The organism is Pseudomonas sp. KK4 (assembly GCF_001984065.1).
In the GTDB taxonomy this organism is placed as follows: domain Bacteria; phylum Pseudomonadota; class Gammaproteobacteria; order Pseudomonadales; family Pseudomonadaceae; genus Aquipseudomonas.
In genome coordinates, this window is the sequence record NZ_LYVP01000038.1 from 1 (window position 1) to 20539 (window position 20539).

Genomic DNA, 20539 nt, shown 5'->3' on the forward strand with positions numbered 1-20539 from the left:
TGCTCGCCTTGTCCGATTCCAGGGTGATCAGCGACTGATCAGCCTCGACGGTGTCGCCGACCTTGACCTGGATCTCGATGATCTGGGCCTTGCCCGACGAACCGATGTCCGGCACGTGCACTTGCTGAACGCTGGCGGCAGCCGGCGCAGCAGCAGGAGCAGGTGCGGCAGCAGGTGCGGCAGCCGGTTTGGTTTCAGCTTTTGCAGCCGGCGCAGGGGCAGCCGCAGGAGCCGCTTCAGCGGCGCCTTCGACTTCCAGTTCGAGCAGTTCGTCGCCTTCTTTCAGGCGGTCGCCCAGCTTCACTTTCAGGCTCTTGATGATACCGGCCTTCGGCGCAGGCACTTCCATGCTCGCCTTGTCCGATTCCAGCGTCAGGATGCTCTGGTCGGCTTCGATGCGGTCGCCGACCTTCACAAACAGTTCAATTACTTCACCTTCACCGCTGCCGATGTCAGGTACGCGAATGAGTTCGCTCACAGAATCTCTCCTCAGCAGTCCAGTGGGTTGCGTTTTTCCGGGTCGATCCCGAACTTGGCGATGGCTTCAGACACCACCTTGGGTTCGATATCGCCACGGTCAGCCAGTGCTTCAAGGGCTGCCAACACCACGAAATGACGGTCGACTTCGAAGAAATGACGCAGTTTCTTGCGGCTGTCGCTGCGGCCGAAACCGTCGGTGCCCAGGACTTTGAATTCCTTGGACGGTACCCACTGACGGATCTGCTCGGCGAACAGTTTCATGTAGTCGGTAGAGGCAATGACCGGACCTTTGCGGCCGTTCAGGCACTCTTCAACGTAGCTCAGCTTGGGCTTCTGGCCCGGGTGCAGACGGTTGGTGCGCTCGACGGCCAGGCCATCGCGACGCAGTTCGTTGAAGCTGGTCACGCTCCACACGTCAGCGCCGACGTTGAACTGCTCGCGCAGGATCTTCGCCGCTTCACGGACTTCACGCAGGATGGTGCCGGAGCCCATCAGCTGAACGTGGTGCGCCGCTTCGCGGGTGTCTTCCTCGAGCAGGTACATGCCTTTCTTGATGCCTTCCTCGGCACCGGCCGGCATGGCTGGCTGCTGGTACGACTCGTTCATCACGGTGATGTAGTAGAAGACGTCCTGTTGCTCTTCGGTCATCTTCTTCATGCCGTCCTGAATGATCACCGCCAGCTCGTAGCCGTAGGTTGGATCGTAGGTGCGGCAGTTCGGAATGGTGGCAGCCAGCAGGTGGCTGTGACCGTCTTCGTGCTGCAGGCCTTCACCGTTGAGGGTGGTACGGCCGGCGGTGCCGCCGATCAGGAAACCACGGGTACGGCTGTCGCCAGCGGCCCAGGCCAGGTCGCCGATACGCTGGAAGCCGAACATCGAGTAGAAGATGTAGAACGGCAGCATCGGCTGGTTGTGGCTGGAGTACGAAGTACCGGCAGCGATGAAGGAGCTCATGGCGCCCGCTTCGTTGATGCCTTCTTCGAGGATCTGGCCCTTCTTGTCTTCCTTGTAGAACATCACCTGATCTTTATCGACTGGCTCGTAGAGCTGGCCGACGGAGGAGTAGATGCCCAACTGACGGAACATGCCTTCCATACCAAAGGTACGGGCTTCGTCCGGGATGATCGGCACGATGCGTGGGCCGATTTCCTTGTCCTTGACCAGTTGCGCGAGGATCCGCACGAAGGCCATGGTGGTGGAGATTTCACGGTCGCCCGAACCGTCGAGGATAGCCTTGAGGGTATCCAGGTCCGGCGTCGGCACGCTGAAGCTTTGTGCGCGGCGCTGTGGCACGAAACCGCCCAGTGCGGCGCGACGCTCGCTCAGGTAACGGGCTTCGGCGCTGTTTGGCTCTGGCTTGAAGAACGGCAGGTGTTCCAGCTCTTCGTCCTTGACCGGGATGTCGAAGCGGTCGCGGAACAACTTCAGGCTGTCGACGTCGACTTTCTTGGTGTTGTGCGCGGTGTTCTTCGCTTCGCCGGCACCGGTGCCATAACCCTTGATGGTCTTGGCCAGGATGACGGTAGGCTGGTCTTTGTGGTTGACCGCCTGGTGGTAGGCTGCATAGACCTTGTACGGGTCGTGGCCGCCACGGTTGAGTTTCCAGATCTCGTCGTCGGACAGGTCTGCAACCATTGCCTTGAGTTCTGGCGAGTTGAAGAAGTGTTCACGCACGAACGCGCCGTCTTTGGCCTTGTAGTTCTGGTACTCGCCGTCGATGACTTCGTCCATGCGGCGCTGCAGGATGCCGTCGACGTCCTTGGCCAGCAGTGGGTCCCAGAAACGGCCCCAGATGACTTTGGATACGTTCCACTGAGCACCGCGGAACACGCCTTCGAGTTCCTGGATGATCTTGCCGTTGCCGCGAACCGGGCCGTCGAGGCGCTGCAGGTTGCAGTTGATGACGAAGATCAGGTTGTCGAGCTTCTCGCGGCCAGCCAGCGAGATCGCGCCCAGGGATTCGGGCTCGTCGCACTCGCCGTCGCCCAGGAAGCACCAGACTTTCTGCTTGCCGGCAGGAATGAAGCCGCGGGCTTCCAGGTACTTCATGAAGCGTGCCTGGTAGATCGCCTGGATCGGGCCCAGACCCATGGATACGGTCGGGAACTGCCAGAAGTCAGGCATCAGCCAAGGGTGCGGGTAGGACGACAGGCCCTGACCGTCCACTTCCTGGCGGAAGTTGTTCATCTGGTCTTCGGTGATGCGGCCTTCCATGAACGCACGGGCGTAGACGCCTGGCGAGGTGTGGCCCTGGAAGTAGATCAGGTCGCCGCCGTGTTCGTCGGTCGGGGCCTGGAAGAAGTAGTTGAAGCCGATGTCATACAGGGTCGCACTGGAAGCGAAGCTGGAGATGTGACCACCCAGGTCAGAATCTTTCAGGTTCGTGCGCATTACCATGGCCATCGCGTTCCAGCGTACCAGCGAGCGAATGCGGCGTTCCATGAACAGGTCGCCAGGCATGCGTGCTTCGTGGGTAACAGGGATGGTGTTGCGGTAAGGCGTGGTGATGGCGTAGGGCAGTTGCGAACCGCTGCGGGTAGCGAGTTCACCCATACGGGTCATCAGATAGTGAGCACGGTCTTCGCCTTCTTTGTCGAGAACCGATTCCAGGGCGTCCAGCCATTCCTGGGTTTCGACGGGATCGAGGTCTTGCATGGCTTGCTCCAGGGCGGAAAGGCTACCAGAATCGGTTGCCTGAGTTAGCGACTGGCCTTGTGGGCAGACGTTATGAATTCTTGGATTGCCGATAGGTTGTTCCGGCGGTGTGTAGTTTTACTACAAATCATCCGGCATTTCAGCCTTACTAATGTATATACGAGTAGTAAAACTACAGATGAGCGGCTTGTGGCACCCGGCTGCGATGTGAGAATAAACGTTAAGGTTGGTCTTTTTCCAATCAAAAAAGGTGAAAGTTTGATGTTGGCTGCCAAAATAAAAGAAATTTCAGCTATTTCTAACTTTTGTTCGACAGTCCCTCAGGTAGTGCATTCCTACAATTCACTACATTCGGCTCATTCCACGCCGATCAAGGATAGACCATGAGCCTGCCCCTGCTTGCCGAACTGCCGGATATCCTGCTGCCGTTTGTCACCCGCGCTGAACAGTCGTTTCGGGCCGCCGTCGCTGACCTGGAAGACGATCATGGGCTGTCCGAATGGACGCCGGAACGCTGGGCACAATTTGCCCGTGTGACCGCTGCCAGTGACTTCGTGATCGAGCAATCGGTGCGTGATCCATTGATGCTGTTGGAGCTGGTTCGTTCCGGCGAACTGGACCGTGCCTACGCCCCCGGCGAGTTGTATGCACAGATCGCCGCGGCGGTAAACGCGGCTGAAACCGACGATGTGCTGGGCCGCGTCTTGCGCCGCCAGCGCGCCCGCCATCAAGTGCGAATCATCTGGCGTGACCTCACCCGCCAGGCCGACCTGATCCAGACCTGCCGCGATCTGTCGGACATGGCCGATGCCAGCATCGACCAGGCCTATCAATGGTTGTACGCGCGGCACTGTCAGCAGTTCGGCGTGCCCACCGGTCGACGCAGTGGCGAACCGCAGCAGATGGTCGTGCTCGGCATGGGCAAGCTCGGCGCGGTGGAGCTCAACCTGTCGTCGGACATCGACCTGATCTTCGCTTACCCCGAAGGCGGCGAAACCGTCGGCGTGAAGCGCGCACTGGATAACCAGGAATTTTTCATCCGCCTCGGCCAGCGCCTGATCAAAGCCCTGGACCCGATGACCGTCGACGGTTTCGTGTTCCGTGTCGACATGCGTCTGCGGCCTTATGGCTCCTCGGGCGCGCTGGTGCTGAGCTTCAACGCGCTGGAGCAGTATTACCAGGACCAGGGCCGCGACTGGGAGCGCTACGCGATGATCAAGTCGCGGGTGGTGGCCGGCGATCAGGTGGCTGGCGCGCAATTGCAGGAAATGCTGCGACCGTTCGTGTATCGGCGGTATCTGGACTTCTCGGCGATCGAAGCGCTGCGCACCATGAAGCAGCTGATCCAGCAGGAAGTGCGACGCAAGGGCATGGCCGACAACATCAAGCTGGGCTCCGGGGGCATCCGCGAAGTGGAGTTCATCGCCCAGGCTTTCCAGTTGATTCATGGCGGGCGCGACTTGAGCCTGCAGCAACGTCCGCTGCTCAAGGTGCTGAGCACGCTGGAGGGGCAGGGTTACTTGCCGCCGGCGGTCATCAGCGAATTGCGCGAAGGCTACGAATTCCTGCGTTATACCGAGCATGCGATCCAGGCGATTGCTGACCGCCAGACCCAGATGCTGCCGGACAGCCCTCAGGATCAGGCGCGCATTGCCTTTATGATGGGCTTCGCCGATTGGTCGGCCTTTCATGAAAAGCTGATGTACTGGCGCGGTCGCGTGGCCTGGCACTTCGGTCAGGTGATTGCCGATCCCGATGAGGAGCAAGGTGCCGAAAACGAAGTGGTGGTCGGCGGCGAGTGGCTGCCGTTGTGGGAAGAGGCCCAGGATGAAGAGGCGGCCTGCCGGCAGTTGCAGGAAGGCGGTTTTGCCGATGCGCCCAAGGCGCTGAAGGCACTGGCCAGCCTGCGTGGCAGTCCACAGTTGCGGGCCATGCAGCGTCTGGGCCGTGAACGCCTCGATGCCTTTATTCCACGGTTGCTGGCGCAGGCGGTCGAGCACGCCGATCCGGACCTGGTGCTGGAGCGGGTGTTGCCGCTGGTGGAGGCCGTGGCGCGGCGTTCGGCGTATCTGGTGCTGCTGACCGAGAACCCCGGTGCACTGCGACGCCTGCTGACCTTGTGCGCGGCGAGTCCATGGATCGCCGAGCAGATCACCCGCTTCCCGCTGCTGCTCGATGAACTGCTCAACGAAGGTCGGCTGTTCAAACCGCCGTTGGCGCCGGAATTGGCCGCCGAGTTGCGCGAGCGCCTGACGCGGATTCCCGAGGACGACCTCGAGCAACAAATGGAAGCCTTGCGCCATTTCAAACTGGCGCACCGCTTGCGGGTTGCCGCTTCGGAAATCGCCGGCCACCTGCCGTTGATGAAAGTCAGCGATTACCTGACCTGGCTCGCCGAGGCGATTCTCGAACAGGTATTGGCCCTGGCCTGGCGCCAGACCGTGGCCAAGTACGGCACGCCGCTGCGCACTGACGGCACCTTGTGCGATCCCGGCTTCATCATTGTCGGTTATGGGAAAGTCGGCGGGCTGGAACTGGGGCATGGTTCCGACCTGGACCTGGTGTTCATCCATGACGGCGATCCCCAGGCGGAAACCGACGGGCCGAAACCGATCGATGGCGCGCAATTCTTCACCCGGCTGGGGCAGCGGATCATCCACTTGCTCACGGCCCAGACCAACTCCGGTCAGCTGTATGAAGTGGACATGCGTCTGCGACCGTCCGGTGCATCCGGTTTGCTGGTCAGTTCGCTGGGGGCGTTTGCCCGTTATCAGGAGGGCGAAGCCTGGACCTGGGAGCATCAGGCGCTGGTGCGGGCGCGGGTGCTGGTGGGCAGCGAGGATGTGGGCCAGGCGTTCGAGAAAGTTCGCGCGGCGGTACTCGGCAAATCACGGGATCTTGCGACCTTGCGCCAGGAAGTCAGCGAGATGCGCGCCAAGATGCGCGATAACCTGGGCAGCAAGAGCACCGCGGCCGGCACCGGGGCAAATGCCTTCGAGGCCACGGCGCCGTTCGATCTCAAGCAGGACGCCGGAGGTATCGTCGATATTGAATTTATGGTGCAATACGCGGCCCTGGCGTGGTCGCAGACGCACCCGGCACTGCTGCGCTGGACGGACAATATCCGCATTCTGGAAGAGCTGGAGCACGAAAGGCTGATGCCCGCCGAAGAGGCCAGCCTGTTGCGCGAGGCCTATAAAGCCTACCGCTCCGCCGCCCACCGGCAGGCCTTGCAGAAGGACGCCGGGGTGATACCGGGCGACCAGTTCGCGGACGAACGGCGCCAGGTAATGCGGATCTGGCGGGAGCTGGGGCTAAGCTGAAACCGGATATTTGAAACACTGAATACCCTGTGGGAGCGGGCTTGCCCGCGAAGAGGCCGTCACATTCAGCCTCTATAGTGACTGACACTCTGCCTTCGCGAGCAGGCCCGCTCCCACAGTAGATCTGCATTGTTTGTAGAATTCTCGAGGCGGGGAGGCGTATGCCTCCCCGGTTCGTTTTTGGAAACCACATGAAAATTCTGATCGTTGGGCCCAGTTGGGTCGGTGACATGGTGATGGCGCAGACACTGTTTCAGTGCCTCAAGCAGCGCCACCCGCAATGCGAAATCGACGTGCTGGCCCCCGAGTGGAGCCGGCCGATTCTTGAGCGCATGCCCGAAGTCCGCCAGGCCTTGAGCTTCCCGCTCGGCCACGGCGCACTGGAGCTGGCAACCCGTCGGCGCATCGGCAAATCCCTGGCCGGCCAGTACGACCAGGCGATCCTGCTGCCCAATTCCCTGAAGTCGGCCCTGGTGCCATTTTTTGCCGGCATCCCCAAGCGCACCGGTTGGCGCGGCGAGTTCCGCTACGGCCTGCTCAACGACGTGCGCACCCTGGACAAAGAACGCTACCCGCTGATGATCGAGCGGTTCATGGCCCTGGCCTACGAGCCGGGTGCCGAGTTGCCCAAGCCTTACCCGCGCCCGAGCCTGCAGATCGACCCGGTGACCCGCGAGGCGGCGCTGGCCAAATTCGGCTTGGCCCTCGACCGTCCGGTGTTGGCGCTGTGCCCCGGCGCTGAATTCGGCGAGTCCAAGCGCTGGCCGTCCGAGCATTACGCCAAGGTCGCCGAAGCGAAGATTCGCGAAGGCTGGCAGGTCTGGCTGTTCGGTTCGAAAAACGATCACGCCGTCGGCGAGGACATCCGCTCGCGACTGATACCCGGCCTGCGTGAAGAGTCGGTGAACCTCAGCGGCGGCACCTCGCTGGCCGAGGCCATCGATCTGCTGTCCTGCGCCGACTCGGTGGTGTCCAACGACTCCGGCCTGATGCATGTCGCCGCCGCACTGAACCGCCCGCTGGTGGCGGTCTACGGCTCGACGTCCCCGGGCTTCACGCCGCCGCTGGCCGAGCACGTCGAGATTGTGCGCCTGGGCATCGAATGCAGTCCGTGCTTCGATCGCACCTGCCGTTTCGGTCATTACAACTGCCTGCGCCAGCTGATGCCGCCTGCGGTGAACGAAGCCTTGCAGCGGTTGCAGGGCACTGTGGTCGAGGTCAAATAGTTTGCGGGTACTGCTGATCAAGACTTCATCGCTGGGCGACGTGATCCATGCGTTGCCGGCGCTGACCGACGCGGCGCGGGCCATCCCCGGCATCACCTTCGACTGGGTGGTGGAAGAAGGCTTCGCCGAAATCCCCACCTGGCACCCGGCGGTGGGCAAGGTGATCCCGGTGGCGATCCGTCGCTGGCGCAAGAACATCTGGCAAACCATCAAGAGCGGCGAGTGGAAGCGCTTCAAGCAAAGCCTTCGTGCGACGAAATACGACCTGGTCATCGATGCCCAGGGCCTGCTCAAGAGCGCTTTGCTGACCCGCTACGTCAAAGCCCCGGTCGCCGGGCTCGATAAAGACTCCGCCCGTGAACCGATCGCCGCACGCTTCTATTCCCGGCGCCTGGCCGTGGCCCGTGGGCAACATGCGGTAGAGCGGGTGCGCCAGCTGTTCGCCGTGGCCCTGGGCTACGACTTGCCCAAAGGCCTGGGCGACTACGGCCTGAACGTCGAGCGCATGGTGGAACTGCCGCGCAAGAACCCCTATGTACTGTTCCTGCACGGCACCACCTGGGACACCAAACACTGGCCCGAAGCCTATTGGCGCGAGCTGACCGAGCGTGTCGGTTACCTCGGCGTGGGCGTGAAACTGCCGTGGGGCAATGCGATCGAGAAAGCCCGGGCCGAGCGCATCGCTGCCGGTTTCAAGCATGCCGAAGTGTTGCCCAAGCTGAACCTGGCCGGTGTCGGCAAAGTGTTGGCCGGGGCGCAGGCCTGCGTGGCGGTGGACACCGGGCTCGGTCATCTGGCTGCCGCGCTGGACGTGCCGACCCTGTCGCTGTTCGGCCCGACCAACCCGGGCCTGACCGGTGCCTACGGCAAGTCGCAGATCCATCTGGCGAGCGACTTCCCTTGCGCGCCGTGTCTGCAAAAGCAATGCACCTACCAACCGACGGCCGAAGATGCCCAACGGTTTGATCTGAAACGCGAGTGGCCCCTGTGCTTCACTCGCCTGAATCCCGAGCGTGTCGCCAGCCGATTGAGCACGTTGTTACTGGCTGAGGAGCTGCGCTGATGCAACTGGCATTTGTCCTTTATAAATATTTCCCCTTCGGTGGCTTGCAGCGCGATTTCATGCGCATCGCCCTGGAATGCCAGAAACGCGGTCACCAGATTCGCGTCTACACGCTGATCTGGGAAGGCGACGTGCCGCCGGGGTTTGAAGTGCTGGTGGCACCGGTCAAGGCGTTCTTCAACCATCGGCGCAATGAAAAGCTCAGCGAATGGATGGAAGCCGACCTGGCCAAGCGTCCGGTCGACCGCCTGATCGGCTTCAACAAGATGCCGGGCCTGGACGTCTATTACGCCGCCGACGGTTGCTTCGAAGACAAGGCACAAAATCTGCGCAACTCGCTGTATCGCCGCTGGGGTCGCTACCGCCACTTCGCCGAATACGAGCGGGCGGTATTCGCCAGGGACGCGAAGACCGAAGTACTGATGATTTCCGAAGTGCAGCAACCGCTGTTCATCAAGCATTACGATACCCCCGTCGAGCGCTTCCATCTGCTGCCACCGGGCATCGCTCAGGATCGCCGCCGGCCTGCCGACGCGGACCAGATTCGCGCGGGCTTTCGCGCCGAGTTCAACCTCAGGGATGATGAGCTGCTGCTGGTGCAGATCGGCTCCGGGTTCAAGACCAAGGGCGTCGATCGCAGCCTCAAGGCCCTGGCGGCGCTGCCCGCTGATCTGAAGAAGCGCACCCGGCTGTTTGTAATCGGCCAGGACGACCCCAAATTATTCCAGATGCAAAGCGCGACGCTGGGCCTGGGCGACAACGTGACCTTCCTCAAGGGGCGCAGTGATATTCCGCGTTTCCTGCTGGGTGCCGATCTGTTGATCCATCCGGCATACAACGAAAACACTGGCACCGTGCTGCTTGAAGCGCTGGTGGCCGGGTTGCCGGTGCTGGTGAGCGCGGTCTGCGGTTATGCCCATTACATTGCCGAGGCCGACGCCGGCCTGGTGCTGGACGAGCCGTTCGAGCAGGCGCAATTGACCCAGTACCTGACCGGCATGTTGAACGACGCTCAGGCACGGGCGGCCTGGAGCCGCAATGGTCTGGCCTTCGCCGAGACGGCCGATCTCTATAGCATGCCGCAGCACGCGGCCGATGTGATTCTGGCGGAGCACGCTTAAATGAAGTTGATGCTGGCTGAACCGTTCAAGAGCCTTTGGGCCGGACGCGATGCGTTCACCGAAGTCGAAGGCTTGCAGGGCGAGGTTTACCGTGAGCTGGAAGCGCGCCGGACCTTGCGCACTGAAGTGAACGGCCATGGTTTTTTCGTGAAAATCCATCGTGGCATCGGCTGGGGCGAGATCTTCAAGAACCTGCTCACCGCCAAATTGCCGGTGCTGGGTGCGGGCCAGGAGTGGCAAGCCATCCAGCGTCTGCAGCAAGTCGGCGTGCCGACCATGACCGCCGTCGCTTACGGCGAGAAGGGCAGCAATCCGGCGGACCAGCACTCGTTCATCGTCACTGAAGAACTGGCGCCCACCGTCAGCCTCGAAGACTTCAGCATCAACTGGGTCAAGCAGCCGCCGCAGCCAAGGCTCAAGCGCGCGCTGATCGCCGAGGTGGCGCGCATGACCGGCATGATGCACCGCGCCGGGGTCAACCATCGCGACTGCTACATCTGCCACTTTTTGCTGCACACCGACAAACCGGTGACCGCCGACGACTTCAAGCTCTCGGTGATCGACCTGCACCGTGCCCAGACCCGTCCGGCAATCACCTCGCGCTGGCGCAACAAGGATCTGGCGGCGCTGTATTTTTCGGCCCTGGACATCGGCCTGACCCGCCGCGACAAACTGCGCTTTCTCAAGGGCTACTTCCAGCAGCCGCTGCGGCAGATCCTCAGTGAAGAGGCCGGGCTGCTGAGCTGGCTCGAAGGCAAGGCCAACAAGCTTTACGACCGTAAACAGCGATACGGGGATGCGCTCTGATGGCGGGTTGGACACTGGAACCTGCTTACAGCGACCTGGCAGAAGATTTCGGCAGCCTTGAAGCGGTGTTTGCCCTTGAGGGCGAACGCCTGACCCGTGACCCGCTGTCGGAGGTGATCCGCGTTCAGCGCAATGGCGTCAACTATTACGTCAAACGCTACTCGGGCGCCGGCAAAGGCCTGCGACGCTACCTGGGCAAGCCTCGGGTCAAGATGGAATGGCAGAACCTCAAGCGTTTCGCCAAGTGGGGCATTCCCACCGCCGAAGTGGTGGCCTGGGGCCTGGAGCGGCGCGGCGCGGCCTATGATCGCGGGGCGATGATCACCCGTGAACTGCCGCACACCGAAGACTTGTCGGCACTGGCCGAACGGCATGATGCCAAGCTGGCCGACCGATCCTGGGTCGATACGGTCAGCCGTCAGTTGGCCGACTACACCCGGACCATGCACGAACACCACTTCACCCATAACGACCTGAAGTGGCGCAACCTGCTGATCGACGATCAGGCCAGACTGTTCCTGATCGATTGCCCCAACGGCGATTTCTGGCGCGGCTTCTGGCTCAAGTACCGGATCACCAAGGACCTGGCGTGCCTGGACAAGGTCGCCAAGTATCAACTGTCGGCCACACAACGCCTGCGCTTTTACCTGCAATACCGCCAACGGGACCGGCTCAGTGCCGCCGATAAAAAACGGATCCGGCACGTGGTGAGATTTTTCGAGGGACGCGAATGACTGATTTTCTGGCCCCTGAAGACCGTGCGCTGCTCGAGCGTCACGGCCTCGGCACGTTCGAAGCACTCTGGGCCCGGCAGCTCGATGCCGTGGATGAACCGAACACCGCTCGCGGTGGCTGGAGCAGCGTGTTTCGACTGGATCTGGAGGGTCACGGCTTCTACCTCAAGCGCCAGAGCAACTACCAGACGCACACCTTGCACGCGCCTTTTGGCGAACCGAGTTTTGCCCGGGAATTTCGTAACATCAGCCGTTATGAAAGGCTAGGTATTCCGGCCTTGAAGGCGGTGTTCTTCGGTGAGCGCAAGGTCGACGGCGAAGTGCGGGCAATTCTGTTGACCCGTGCGCTGGATGGTTGGGCTGATCTGGATTCGTTGCTGCAGCGTTGGTCGGACCTTGGTGAGGCGCAGCACACGGCCATTCTGCAAGCCTGCGCAAAACTGGCGCAGCGCCTTCACAGCCAGCGCCAGGTGCATGGCTGCTTTTACCCCAAGCATATTTTTCTGCGCGCCACCGGTGATGGCTATGAGGCGCAACTGATCGATCTGGAAAAGACCCGGCCCTTGTTGTTCGGTCAGCGTGACCGGGTCAAGGACCTGGAACCGCTGCTGCGTCGGGCGCCGGAGTGGAGCGAAGACCAGTTGCGCATTCTGTTGGCGGCCTATCTGAACCAGCCGCAGGACAGCGCGTTGATCGATCGCTGGCTGAACCGCCTGACCGCCCGCCGCAGCCACAAGGAGAAGCGCTGATGCGTTTGTCCGAACTTCAAGGTGCTGGGCGTAATCCGGTTTTGCCGCTGAGCCTGTCATTGGCTGATGCCGCGGGGCCTGCGGATTTGCAGTTGCTGAGCCTGTTGCGGGTCTTGCCCGGGCAGCGTTATGTCGGTGCCGGTGTGTGGCGCGGTCGTCCGGTGCTGGCCAAATTGCTGGTCGGCAGCAAGGCGGCGCGGCATTTTCAGCGCGAACTCGATGGCGTGCGCTTACTGGCGGCGCAGGGCTTGACCACGCCGCTGTTGCTGGCGGACGGGCTCAAGGACGGCGAGGGCGGCTGGCTGTTGTTCGAGTTCCTGGAAGAGGCTGCCAGCCTCGGCGACGCCTGGAGTCAGGTCGAGCACCTGCCGGTGCTGGCCGATGAACAGACCGCGGTGCTGGCCGAAGCCCTGGGTGCGATCGGGCAAATGCACCGCAAAGGTTTGTGGCAGCAAGACCTGCATCTGGACAACCTGCTGCGCCAGGGCAGTCGATTGTACCTGATCGACGGCGCCGGTATCCGTACCGAAACGCCGGGCCAACCGCTGTCACGGCAGAAAGTCCTGGAAAACCTCGGCGTGTTCTTCGCCCAGCTGCCCAAAGCACTGGAGCCGTTCACCGAAGAGTTGCTGGTGTACTACCTGCTGAGCAACGGCGAACATGCCTTGCCCATGGAAGCGTTGCAGAAGCAGATCGACAAGGTGCGCAGCTGGCGACTCAAGGACTACCTGATCAAGGTCGGGCGCGAATGCACGCTGTTCAGCGTCCAGCGCGGTGCGTTCGGTTTGCGTGCCATACGTCGCGAGGAAGAAGCGTCGATGCTGCCGGTACTGGCGCAAGCCGACGCCTTGCTCGACCAGGGCCACCTGTACAAGACCGGCGGCGCGGCGAGCGTCGGCAAGGTCGAGGTGGGCGGTCGGACCTTGGTGATCAAGCGCTACAACATCAAGGGGTTTGCCCACTGGCTCAAGCGCTTCTGGCGCCCGAGCCGTGCCTGGCACTCCTGGCGCGAAGGCAATCGCCTGGCGTTCCTCGGGATCGCCACGCCCAAACCACTGGCGTTGTTGGAGAAGCGCTTTCTCTGGTTGCGCAGCCGCGCTTACCTGATCACTGAGCATCTTCCCGGGCCGGACATCATCGAGCGCTTTGCGCCCTACGTTGAAAGCGGCGATGCACCCGAGGCCGAGTTGGCGGCACTGGATCAGCTGTTTGCCGCCCTGATCCGTGAGCGCATCAGCCACGGTGATTTCAAAGGGCACAACCTGTTCTGGCAGGAAGATCGCTGGGCATTGATCGATCTGGATTCGATGTGTCAACACAGCTCGGCGGGCAGCTTTGCCACAGCCTATGCGCGGGATCGGGCGAGGTTCATGCGCAACTGGCCCGAGAGCAGTGCCCTTCACCAAGTGATCGATCAGCGACTTCCCAAAGATATCTCCAGCGCTGTCTGAATCGCCTTCGCGAGCAAGCCCGCTCCCACAGGTTGATCTCCAATGGCCACAGAGCGGGAGCGGGCTTGCTCGCGAAGAGGCCAGAACAGCCAACCGGGAATGAGGGACAGGTTCTTGTGAACTGTCCTACACAATCTTGAGAAACCATGAACTGTGGCCTGACGGATCACGGTGCTAGTTTGCCTGACGTTCTCGGAGGGCAGACTTTTGACAATGAAAATGGCTATCACATCAGGCGCCATCTGGCTGGCATTGACCGGCTGCGGCACCGTCTCCACGGTCTTGCAGGACGACGCCAAGGCAGCCCAAAGCCTGCGCAAACAAAAAACCTACTGCCAGTCCATCCCCCGGGTCTACAGCGGCCTGGCTTATGACTTCTGTGTATTGAATGCGCCACCCGACCCTACGGGAATACTGGTTCCCTTTGTCCTGCTGGACTTGACCCTGTCCGGTGTCTTCGACACGGTTTCCCTGCCCTATACGATTTATCGCCAGGCGGCAGACGGCAATATCCAGGTCTACTGGCGCCCGTCACGCGGCTGGAAAGCCCCATGAACGGCCCCACTCAAGCTTGCCGCTTGCCGCTAGAGGCTTGCCGCCGCTTTTAAGCTATAATCCCGCCCTTTAGCTGCCTCGCGCTCCTGGCGAAGGCACATCATTTTTGTGGCGTTTACAGCGCCTGCATGCAGACTAAAGAGGCTAGACCCCTGTGGCATTGACGATTCTTGGCCTGTCCGGCGCCCTTAGCCATGATCCTTCCGCAGCCCTGTACATCGACGGCAAGCTGATCGCGGCGGCTGAAGAAGAGCGCTTCGTACGCGATAAACATGCAAAGAACCGCATGCCCTACGAATCGGCGAAGTTCTGCCTGGAACAGGCCGGCATCAAGCCTTCGGACGTTGACGTAGTCGCGATTCCTTTCGCCCCGATCAGCATTTTCGGCAAGGCCCGCTGGCAGTACGCCAAGCGTTACTGGTACGCCCCGGACCGCGCACTCGACGCGATCCTGATGGGCAACCGTCGCTACAAGCGCTATCGCAACAAGATCGTCTGGTGCCTGGAGCAACTGGGCTTCGATCCGAAGAAAATCAAGATCGAACCGGTTGAACACCATTTGGCCCACGCTTCCAGCGCCTACCACTGCTCGGGTTTCAAAGAGAAAACCGCGATCCTCGGCATCGACGGCAAGGGTGAGTACGCCACGACCTTCTTCGGTTATGGCGAAAACGGCAAGATCCACAAGATCAAGGAATTCTTCGATCCGGACTCCCTCGGCGGCCTGTACGGCGCGATCACCGAGTTCCTCGGTTTTGACATGCTGGACGGCGAGTTCAAGGTCATGGGCATGGCGCCGTACGGCGACGCCAGCAAATACGACTTCTCGCGCCTGGCTTCCTTCGAGAACGGCGAGCTGGTGATCAACACCGACTACGCCAACGTGATCGGCCTGCGTCGCTATAAAGAGAAGGGCAAGGGTTACTACTTCTCGCCGAAGCTGATCGAGTGGCTGGGTCCGAAGCGCGAAGGCGACATCGCCGATGAGCCGTACATCCACTACGCCGCCAGCATTCAAGCGCTGTTCGAAAAAATTGCGCTGCAGATGATCGACTACTACCTGGGCGACGTGCTCAAGGAAACCGGCAAACTGGCCTACGCCGGTGGCTGTGCGTTGAACGTCAAGCTGAACCAGAAAATCATCGCCCGCGATGACGTCAAGGAACTGTTCGTGCAGCCTGCCTCCGGCGACGCCGGCACCGCAGTCGGCGCAGCGGCCTATGTGTCCCATGCCCGTGGCGTGCCGGTCGAGAAGATGGAACACGTCTACCTCGGCCCTTCGTACAGCAACGAAGACGTGATCGCCGCGTGCGCCCGTCACGAGAACAAGCCGGCCTGGCGCAAGCTGGACAACATGCCGGAGCAGATCGCCAAGATCATGGTCGATGGCAACCCTGTGGCCTGGTTCCAGGGTCGCATGGAGTTCGGTCCGCGCGCATTGGGCGGTCGTTCGATCATCGGTTGCCCGAGCGTGGCCGGTGTGGCCGATCGCATCAACCATCAGATCAAGTTCCGCGAGCGTTGGAGGCCTTTCTGCCCGTCGATGCTCGACACCGTCGCGCCGCAGATGATCAAGATCGATCACCCTGCGCCGTTCATGACCTTCACCTTCGAAGTGGCTGAAGAATGGAAGACCCGGGTGCCGGAAGTCGTCCACGAAGACGGCACCTCCCGGGCCCAGGTGCTCAAGCGCGAATACAACCCGCGCTACTACGACATGATGAAGGCGCTGGAAGTACTGACCGGCAACGGCGTGTCGCTCAACACCTCGCTCAACCGTCGTGGCGAACCGATGATCTGCTCGCCGACCGACGCCTTGAATATGTTCTTCGGCTCCGACCTGCAATACCTGATCATGGAAGACATCCTGGTCGTCAAAGAGGGCGCAAACGCCTATGACACGCTCGGCTGAACGCCATGTGCTGCAGTTCTGCCACGGCTATGACGGGCCGTTCCTGGACTGCGCGCGGCAGTACGCCAGCCTGTTCGCGGGGACCGGCTATCGCGTGACCACGGTGTTTCTGACCGGGGTCGCCGATGCCGAGGTCGCCGCGGGGTGCGCCAGCGATGAAGTGTTGTTCATGGAATACAGCTCCAGGGCCATTCGTGGCCTGAAGCTGGGCGCCATCAGCGATCTGCGCAAGATCGCCGCTTCACGCAATTTCAGTTTCTGCATCGCCCATCGTTTCAAGCCGATCTACATCGCCTTGCTCGGCACCTCGTTGCCGGTGATTGGCGTGCATCACGCGTTTGACGATTACAAACGCGGCAGCCGCAAACTGTTCGCCAACATTTTTCGCAAGCGCCTGAGCCTGCTCGGCGTCTCCGATGCCGTGCGTGACGACATGCGTCGTTGCCTGCCGAAGTGGCCGGCGTCGCGGATACAGACGTTGTACAACCGTATCGACGTGCAAGCGTTGCAAGACAGCCAGGTATCGCCCGGCGAAGCTCGGGAAATCCTTGGCCTGGCGGCGGACGCCTGGATTGTCGGCAATGTCGGGCGGCTGCACCCGGACAAGGACCAGGCCACGTTGCTGGACGGTTTCGCCGCGGCGTTGCCGGGGTTGCCGACCAACAGTCAGTTGGTGATTCTCGGTAGCGGGCGTCTGGAAGAAGACCTCAAGGCTCAGGCCCGCGAGCTGGGTATCGGCGACCGCGTGCTGTTCCTCGGGCAGGTGCCCGAGGCGCGGCGCTACTTCCGTGCCTTCGACGTGTTTGCCCTGAGTTCCGATAACGAGCCGTTCGGCATGGTGCTGCTCGAAGCCATGGCCGCTGGCGTGCCGTTGCTCGTCACGGCCTGTGGCGGGGCGAAGGAAGTGGTCGAAGGCGTGGGCATTCTGTTCCCGCTGGGCGATGCCGAACACCTGGCTCAAGGGCTGCAACATCTGGCCGCCATGGATGCGCAACAACGCCAGCAATGCACCGAGCTGATGCTCGATCGCTTGCGAGAGCGTTTCTCCGACCGCGCGGTACGCGATGCTTTCTGGCATTTGCCGCAGGTTACCGAACTGGCACCGAGGGGCTGATGCTCAACCGATTTAAAGGCTGGCGCGAACGCGGCTGGTCAGTCGCCGATGCCTCGACTTATACCCAGGCCTGGCAGCGCTACGGCGGCAGCGTCGCGACGCATCCGCTGGTGGTCGAGCGCCTGGCGCAGTTGGCCGGCATCCCGGTGCGGTACCTGGCCTGGGAGCAGGACGGCGACGTCAAAGCGGCGATCCCGACCTGGGGCCGCGATCTAGCCTTGTCCAAGGACGTGCTCAAGCGCAGTGGCAAAAAGGGTCTGTTCGACCTTGGCAACGCCGAGATCATCCTTCCCGCCGCTGACGATGCCCAGGCGCCGTTGCGTCATCGCGGCCGTTACCTGTCGGCGCTGAACGAACGCCGTTTCAGCGGCATCAAGCTGCAGGCCGAACAGCTGGCCATGGCCCGTGCACCCGAGGACCTGTCGAAGAAGTTTCGCTACAACCAGCGCCGTGAACTCCGGTTGCTGGAGGAGGCGGGTGGCGTGGTGCGACCGGTGGCGGAGTTTTCCAGTGCCGAGCTGGCGGCAATCTATTGCGACCTGTTCCAGCGTCGCTGGGGTTTTCCTGCAACAGGCGCGGCGCGCATGGCCGAAGTCATCGAGTTGTTGCGCCAGTTGCTGATTGGTTCGGTGATTTTCCTCAACGATGCGCCGATTGCGATTCAGTTGGTGTACCGCGTCGAGGCGCCGCAGTGGATCAGCGTCGAGTACATCAACGGTGGCGTCGACCCCGAAACCCGCGAATTCAGCCCCGGCAGCGTGCTGAGTTTTCTCAACACCCAAAGCGCCTGGGAGCATGCCCGGGCACTGGACAAACCCTTGCGCTTTTCCTTCGGTCGCGCCGACCGGGAATACAAGGATCGTTGGTGCAACCCTGTGCCGGTCTTTACCGTATGAGTCAGCCCATGAGTCGCAAACAAGCCCTGCTCAAGCGCCATCGACGCAACAAACGCATCGGCCTGTTGATTGCCCTGGGGCTATTGATCATTTGCGGCGTCTGGGTGGCCTGGTGGTTGCCGCTGGTGCTGGCGGTGCTGGGCTGGATCGCCCACGAGGCCTGGTTTGCCGACCATCTGTTCTATTCGCCCAAAGACGATTACCAGTACAACTTCCCGCCCTACACGCCGCAGCCCAAGGTTCATCTGAACGGCGACCGCCTGCGCCTGGACGACGGGGTGATGCTGGTCGAGGACGCGACGCTGGTATTGGCGCTGCGAATCAAAAGCACATGGCTGGGGCGCTTTTTCGACCCGGTGGTGGAGTTGACCGGCGGCGACAACCCCGATCGACAGGCGTTGGAACGAGGCGTCAACGGCCTGCGTTACCTCAACCTCAGTGGTCAGGCGCCAGTGCTGTCGCGAGGAGAGTTGCGCCTGCGCGGGCGTTTTTGCCGGCTGTCCGGCGAGCCCGTGCTGTGGGCGCTCGAGCATCCTGACTACCGTCGGCAGCGGGTGATGGTGATCGCACCTCACGCCGATGACGCGGAGCTGGCGGCCTACGGGTTGTACAGCCAGGCCGACGAAACCTGGATCGTCACGCTGACTGCCGGTGAAATCGAAGCCGAGCACTATCAGCAGATGGGCCTGGATAACGTCGAGGCCGCGCGGCTCAAGGGCCGGTTGCGGGCCTGGGACAGCATTGCGGTGCCGCGTTGGGCCGGGGTGCCCGAAGCGCATTGTGTGCAATTGGGCTACTTCTGCCTGCAACTGGCCGCCATGCAGGCCGCGCCCGCTCAGCCGGTGGGTTCCCGGGAAGCGGATCTGAGCGACACGCGGTTGTTCCGTCGGATGAACCCGTTCGCCCTGCCGGGCGATGCCGACGGCGCGCCGACCTGGAACAATCTGCTGGCCGATCTGCGCGAATTGTTGCTGCGGGCGCAACCCGAAGTGATCGTGCTGCCGCACCCGACGCTTGATCCTCACCCTGATCATATTTGCGCTCAGCAAGCTGTTCTCGAAGTACTGAAGGACCTCGATTGGCAGCCGACCCTCCTGGGCTACGCCAACCACCTGCACGACAATGATCGCTGGCCCATGGGTGACCATGGTGCGGGGACGGCATTGCCACCGGTTTTCGATCCGGCCAGTTCGCTGCATCCCTATTGCCTGTCGCTGACGGTGGCGCAGCAGCGTGACAAGGCCATGGCCTTGGGCATGATGCACGATCTGCAGCCAAGACCTGCGTTCAAGCGCCGTTTGCGCCGAGTGCTGCAGCGCCTGTTGGCCGGCCGCTCCGGTTCGCCCTACGGCGAGAACGAATTTTTTCGCAAGGCTGTGCGCCGCCATGAACTGTTCTGGCGTTTGTAAGGTGTTTCGGGCCTGGGGTGCGCTTGCGTCGAGCAGCGACTATTTCAGGTGTTGCTCGGTTTGCCTGTTGCGGCAAGGAAGACGATGAAAGTTTTATTTCTGGTGCAGAAAGAACAGCGGGCCATTCTGGATCGTCTGTACGAAGGCGTTGCGGCTCATTGCGAGTGCGACCTGCGGTGGCTGAGCAGCGACGAGCAGCGCAACCTGCGCAGCTATTTCCGCCGTGAAGTCGATGTATCGCGGTATGAGCGGATCGTGTTTTTCCTGCGCTTCAAGCAGGAGATCCGTCAGGTCGGTTTCATCCGCACCCTCCCCAACCTGGTGATTCTCGAACACGACGCCTACCAGAACTACATTCCGTGCAAGTACACCGGCAAATTCAGCGCGCATTACCGCCGCTTGCCGTGGGCGCGGGTGATCAGTTCCGGTTTCGTGGTGACCGAGCGACTGCGCGGTGAAGGTTTCGATGCGGTGTTCGTGCCCAAGGGCTACGACCAGACACAGCTTGTAGACCAGGGTCGCGAACGCGATATGGAACTGGCATTTGTCGGCAGCACCAACAGCGCTGCCTACAGCGGCCGCAAAGCGCTGCTCGATGAGTTGGGCCGCGTCGAGCCACTGGTGGTGACAAGGACCAAATCCGGCGAAGAGTATCGCGACACCCTCAACCGCATTCGCTTTTTCGTCAGCGCCGATGTCGGCATGGGCGAATTCATGATCAAGAATTTCGAAGCCATGGCCTGTGGCTGTGTGTTGCTTGCCTACGATCAGGGCGCGGCGGAAAGCCAGGCGCTGGGACTGCAGGACATGCACAACGTGGTGTTCTACCAGAGCATTGCCCAGCTTCAGGAGAAACTGGCGATCTTGCGCAATGACAGCCAATTGGCACAGCGAATCGCGCACAATGGCCGCGAACTGGCGGTCAGTCAGTTCAGTTTCGCGCGCATCGGCCAGCGAATCGTTGAGGAACTCGAGCCGGCATTGCGTCCGCGTGCGCCGCTGAGCCTGCTGGAAAAAGTCCGCCTGAAACTGGGTATTTGACAA

The 20539-nt window shown here is 61.6% G+C and carries 16 protein-coding genes; 14 read left to right on the top strand and 2 right to left on the bottom strand.

Features of this window, described 5'->3' with window-relative positions:
- Window positions 1-478, bottom strand: a 478-nt coding sequence (locus tag B0W55_RS14760; RefSeq protein ID WP_305882513.1) for a biotin/lipoyl-containing protein, incomplete at its 3' end; no start/stop codon positions are given.
- A gap of 11 nt (window positions 479-489) precedes the next feature.
- The gene (gene aceE / locus B0W55_RS14765; RefSeq protein WP_077046714.1) at window positions 490-3135 is read right to left on the bottom strand and encodes a pyruvate dehydrogenase (acetyl-transferring), homodimeric type; all 2646 of its coding nucleotides are present in this window, start codon (window positions 3133-3135) and stop codon (window positions 490-492) included.
- A 383-nt stretch (window positions 3136-3518) separates the two neighbouring features.
- Between aceE and glnE the strand changes: the two genes are divergently transcribed.
- The 14 genes from glnE (at window position 3519) to B0W55_RS14835 (ending at window position 20536) form a co-directional block, all read left to right on the top strand.
- A complete protein-coding gene (gene glnE / locus B0W55_RS14770; RefSeq protein ID WP_077046715.1) occupies window positions 3519-6458 on the top strand; it encodes a bifunctional [glutamate--ammonia ligase]-adenylyl-L-tyrosine phosphorylase/[glutamate--ammonia-ligase] adenylyltransferase in 2940 nt (979 codons plus the stop codon).
- Window positions 6459-6649: 191 nt separating this feature from the next.
- Window positions 6650-7684 carry a lipopolysaccharide heptosyltransferase II gene (gene waaF, locus B0W55_RS14775; protein ID WP_077046716.1) on the top strand — a complete coding sequence of 345 codons (1035 nt, stop codon included), beginning with the start codon at window positions 6650-6652 and terminating at the stop codon, window positions 7682-7684.
- A 1-nt stretch (window position 7685) separates the two neighbouring features.
- Complete coding sequence (waaC, locus tag B0W55_RS14780) at window positions 7686-8747, top strand: lipopolysaccharide heptosyltransferase I (protein WP_077046717.1); 1062 nt, start codon at window positions 7686-7688, stop codon at window positions 8745-8747.
- Window positions 8747-9868, top strand: coding sequence for a glycosyltransferase family 4 protein (locus B0W55_RS14785; protein ID WP_077046718.1), 1122 nt, complete (start codon window positions 8747-8749; stop codon window positions 9866-9868). Before waaC ends, B0W55_RS14785 begins: the two co-directional genes overlap by 1 nt.
- The gene (rfaP, locus tag B0W55_RS14790) at window positions 9869-10675 is read left to right on the top strand and encodes a lipopolysaccharide core heptose(I) kinase RfaP (RefSeq protein WP_077046719.1); all 807 of its coding nucleotides are present in this window, start codon (window positions 9869-9871) and stop codon (window positions 10673-10675) included.
- Window positions 10675-11409 carry a lipopolysaccharide kinase InaA family protein gene (locus tag B0W55_RS14795; protein WP_077046720.1) on the top strand — a complete coding sequence of 245 codons (735 nt, stop codon included), beginning with the start codon at window positions 10675-10677 and terminating at the stop codon, window positions 11407-11409. The genes rfaP and B0W55_RS14795 overlap by 1 nt, the downstream gene beginning before the upstream one ends.
- Window positions 11406-12158, top strand: coding sequence for a lipopolysaccharide kinase InaA family protein (locus B0W55_RS14800; protein WP_077046721.1), 753 nt, complete (start codon window positions 11406-11408; stop codon window positions 12156-12158). Before B0W55_RS14795 ends, B0W55_RS14800 begins: the two co-directional genes overlap by 4 nt.
- Window positions 12158-13609, top strand: a complete 1452-nt coding sequence (locus B0W55_RS14805) for a lipopolysaccharide kinase InaA family protein (RefSeq protein WP_077046722.1) — start codon at window positions 12158-12160, stop codon at window positions 13607-13609. Before B0W55_RS14800 ends, B0W55_RS14805 begins: the two co-directional genes overlap by 1 nt.
- A 219-nt stretch (window positions 13610-13828) precedes the next feature.
- Complete coding sequence (locus B0W55_RS14810; protein WP_256576301.1) at window positions 13829-14164, top strand: YceK/YidQ family lipoprotein; 336 nt, start codon at window positions 13829-13831, stop codon at window positions 14162-14164.
- Between the two features lie 154 nt (window positions 14165-14318).
- Window positions 14319-16076 (top strand): carbamoyltransferase, encoded by a 1758-nt coding sequence (locus B0W55_RS14815; RefSeq protein ID WP_077046723.1) that lies wholly within the window; start codon window positions 14319-14321, stop codon window positions 16074-16076.
- Entirely contained in the window at window positions 16060-17190 is a 1131-nt protein-coding gene (locus B0W55_RS14820; protein ID WP_077046724.1) for a glycosyltransferase, read from the top strand. Before B0W55_RS14815 ends, B0W55_RS14820 begins: the two co-directional genes overlap by 17 nt.
- Window positions 17190-18086 (top strand): antimicrobial resistance protein Mig-14, encoded by an 897-nt coding sequence (locus tag B0W55_RS14825; RefSeq protein WP_077046725.1) that lies wholly within the window; start codon window positions 17190-17192, stop codon window positions 18084-18086. Before B0W55_RS14820 ends, B0W55_RS14825 begins: the two co-directional genes overlap by 1 nt.
- 8 nt (window positions 18087-18094) lie before the next feature.
- The gene (locus B0W55_RS14830) at window positions 18095-19495 is read left to right on the top strand and encodes a PIG-L family deacetylase (RefSeq protein WP_077046726.1); all 1401 of its coding nucleotides are present in this window, start codon (window positions 18095-18097) and stop codon (window positions 19493-19495) included.
- A gap of 84 nt (window positions 19496-19579) precedes the next feature.
- Window positions 19580-20536, top strand: coding sequence for a glycosyltransferase (locus tag B0W55_RS14835; protein WP_077046727.1), 957 nt, complete (start codon window positions 19580-19582; stop codon window positions 20534-20536).
- The last annotated feature ends 3 nt before the right edge of the window (window positions 20537-20539 follow it).

What these genes read in the sequence shown, in the direction of transcription:
- B0W55_RS14810 (WP_256576301.1), top strand. Translation starts at nt 13,829, where the DNA reads ATGGCTATCACATCAGGCGCCATCTGGCTGGCATTGACCGGCTGCGGC.
- B0W55_RS14785 (WP_077046718.1), top strand. Translation starts at nt 8,747, where the DNA reads ATGCAACTGGCATTTGTCCTTTATAAATATTTCCCCTTCGGTGGCTTG.
- B0W55_RS14835 (WP_077046727.1), top strand. Translation starts at nt 19,580, where the DNA reads ATGAAAGTTTTATTTCTGGTGCAGAAAGAACAGCGGGCCATTCTGGAT.
- aceE (WP_077046714.1), bottom strand. Translation starts at nt 3,135, where the DNA reads ATGCAAGACCTCGATCCCGTCGAAACCCAGGAATGGCTGGACGCCCTG.
- B0W55_RS14820 (WP_077046724.1), top strand. Translation starts at nt 16,060, where the DNA reads ATGACACGCTCGGCTGAACGCCATGTGCTGCAGTTCTGCCACGGCTAT.
- glnE (WP_077046715.1), top strand. Translation starts at nt 3,519, where the DNA reads ATGAGCCTGCCCCTGCTTGCCGAACTGCCGGATATCCTGCTGCCGTTT.
- B0W55_RS14830 (WP_077046726.1), top strand. Translation starts at nt 18,095, where the DNA reads ATGAGTCGCAAACAAGCCCTGCTCAAGCGCCATCGACGCAACAAACGC.
- waaF (WP_077046716.1), top strand. Translation starts at nt 6,650, where the DNA reads ATGAAAATTCTGATCGTTGGGCCCAGTTGGGTCGGTGACATGGTGATG.
- B0W55_RS14795 (WP_077046720.1), top strand. Translation starts at nt 10,675, where the DNA reads ATGGCGGGTTGGACACTGGAACCTGCTTACAGCGACCTGGCAGAAGAT.
- B0W55_RS14825 (WP_077046725.1), top strand. Translation starts at nt 17,190, where the DNA reads ATGCTCAACCGATTTAAAGGCTGGCGCGAACGCGGCTGGTCAGTCGCC.
- B0W55_RS14805 (WP_077046722.1), top strand. Translation starts at nt 12,158, where the DNA reads ATGCGTTTGTCCGAACTTCAAGGTGCTGGGCGTAATCCGGTTTTGCCG.
- rfaP (WP_077046719.1), top strand. Translation starts at nt 9,869, where the DNA reads ATGAAGTTGATGCTGGCTGAACCGTTCAAGAGCCTTTGGGCCGGACGC.
- B0W55_RS14800 (WP_077046721.1), top strand. Translation starts at nt 11,406, where the DNA reads ATGACTGATTTTCTGGCCCCTGAAGACCGTGCGCTGCTCGAGCGTCAC.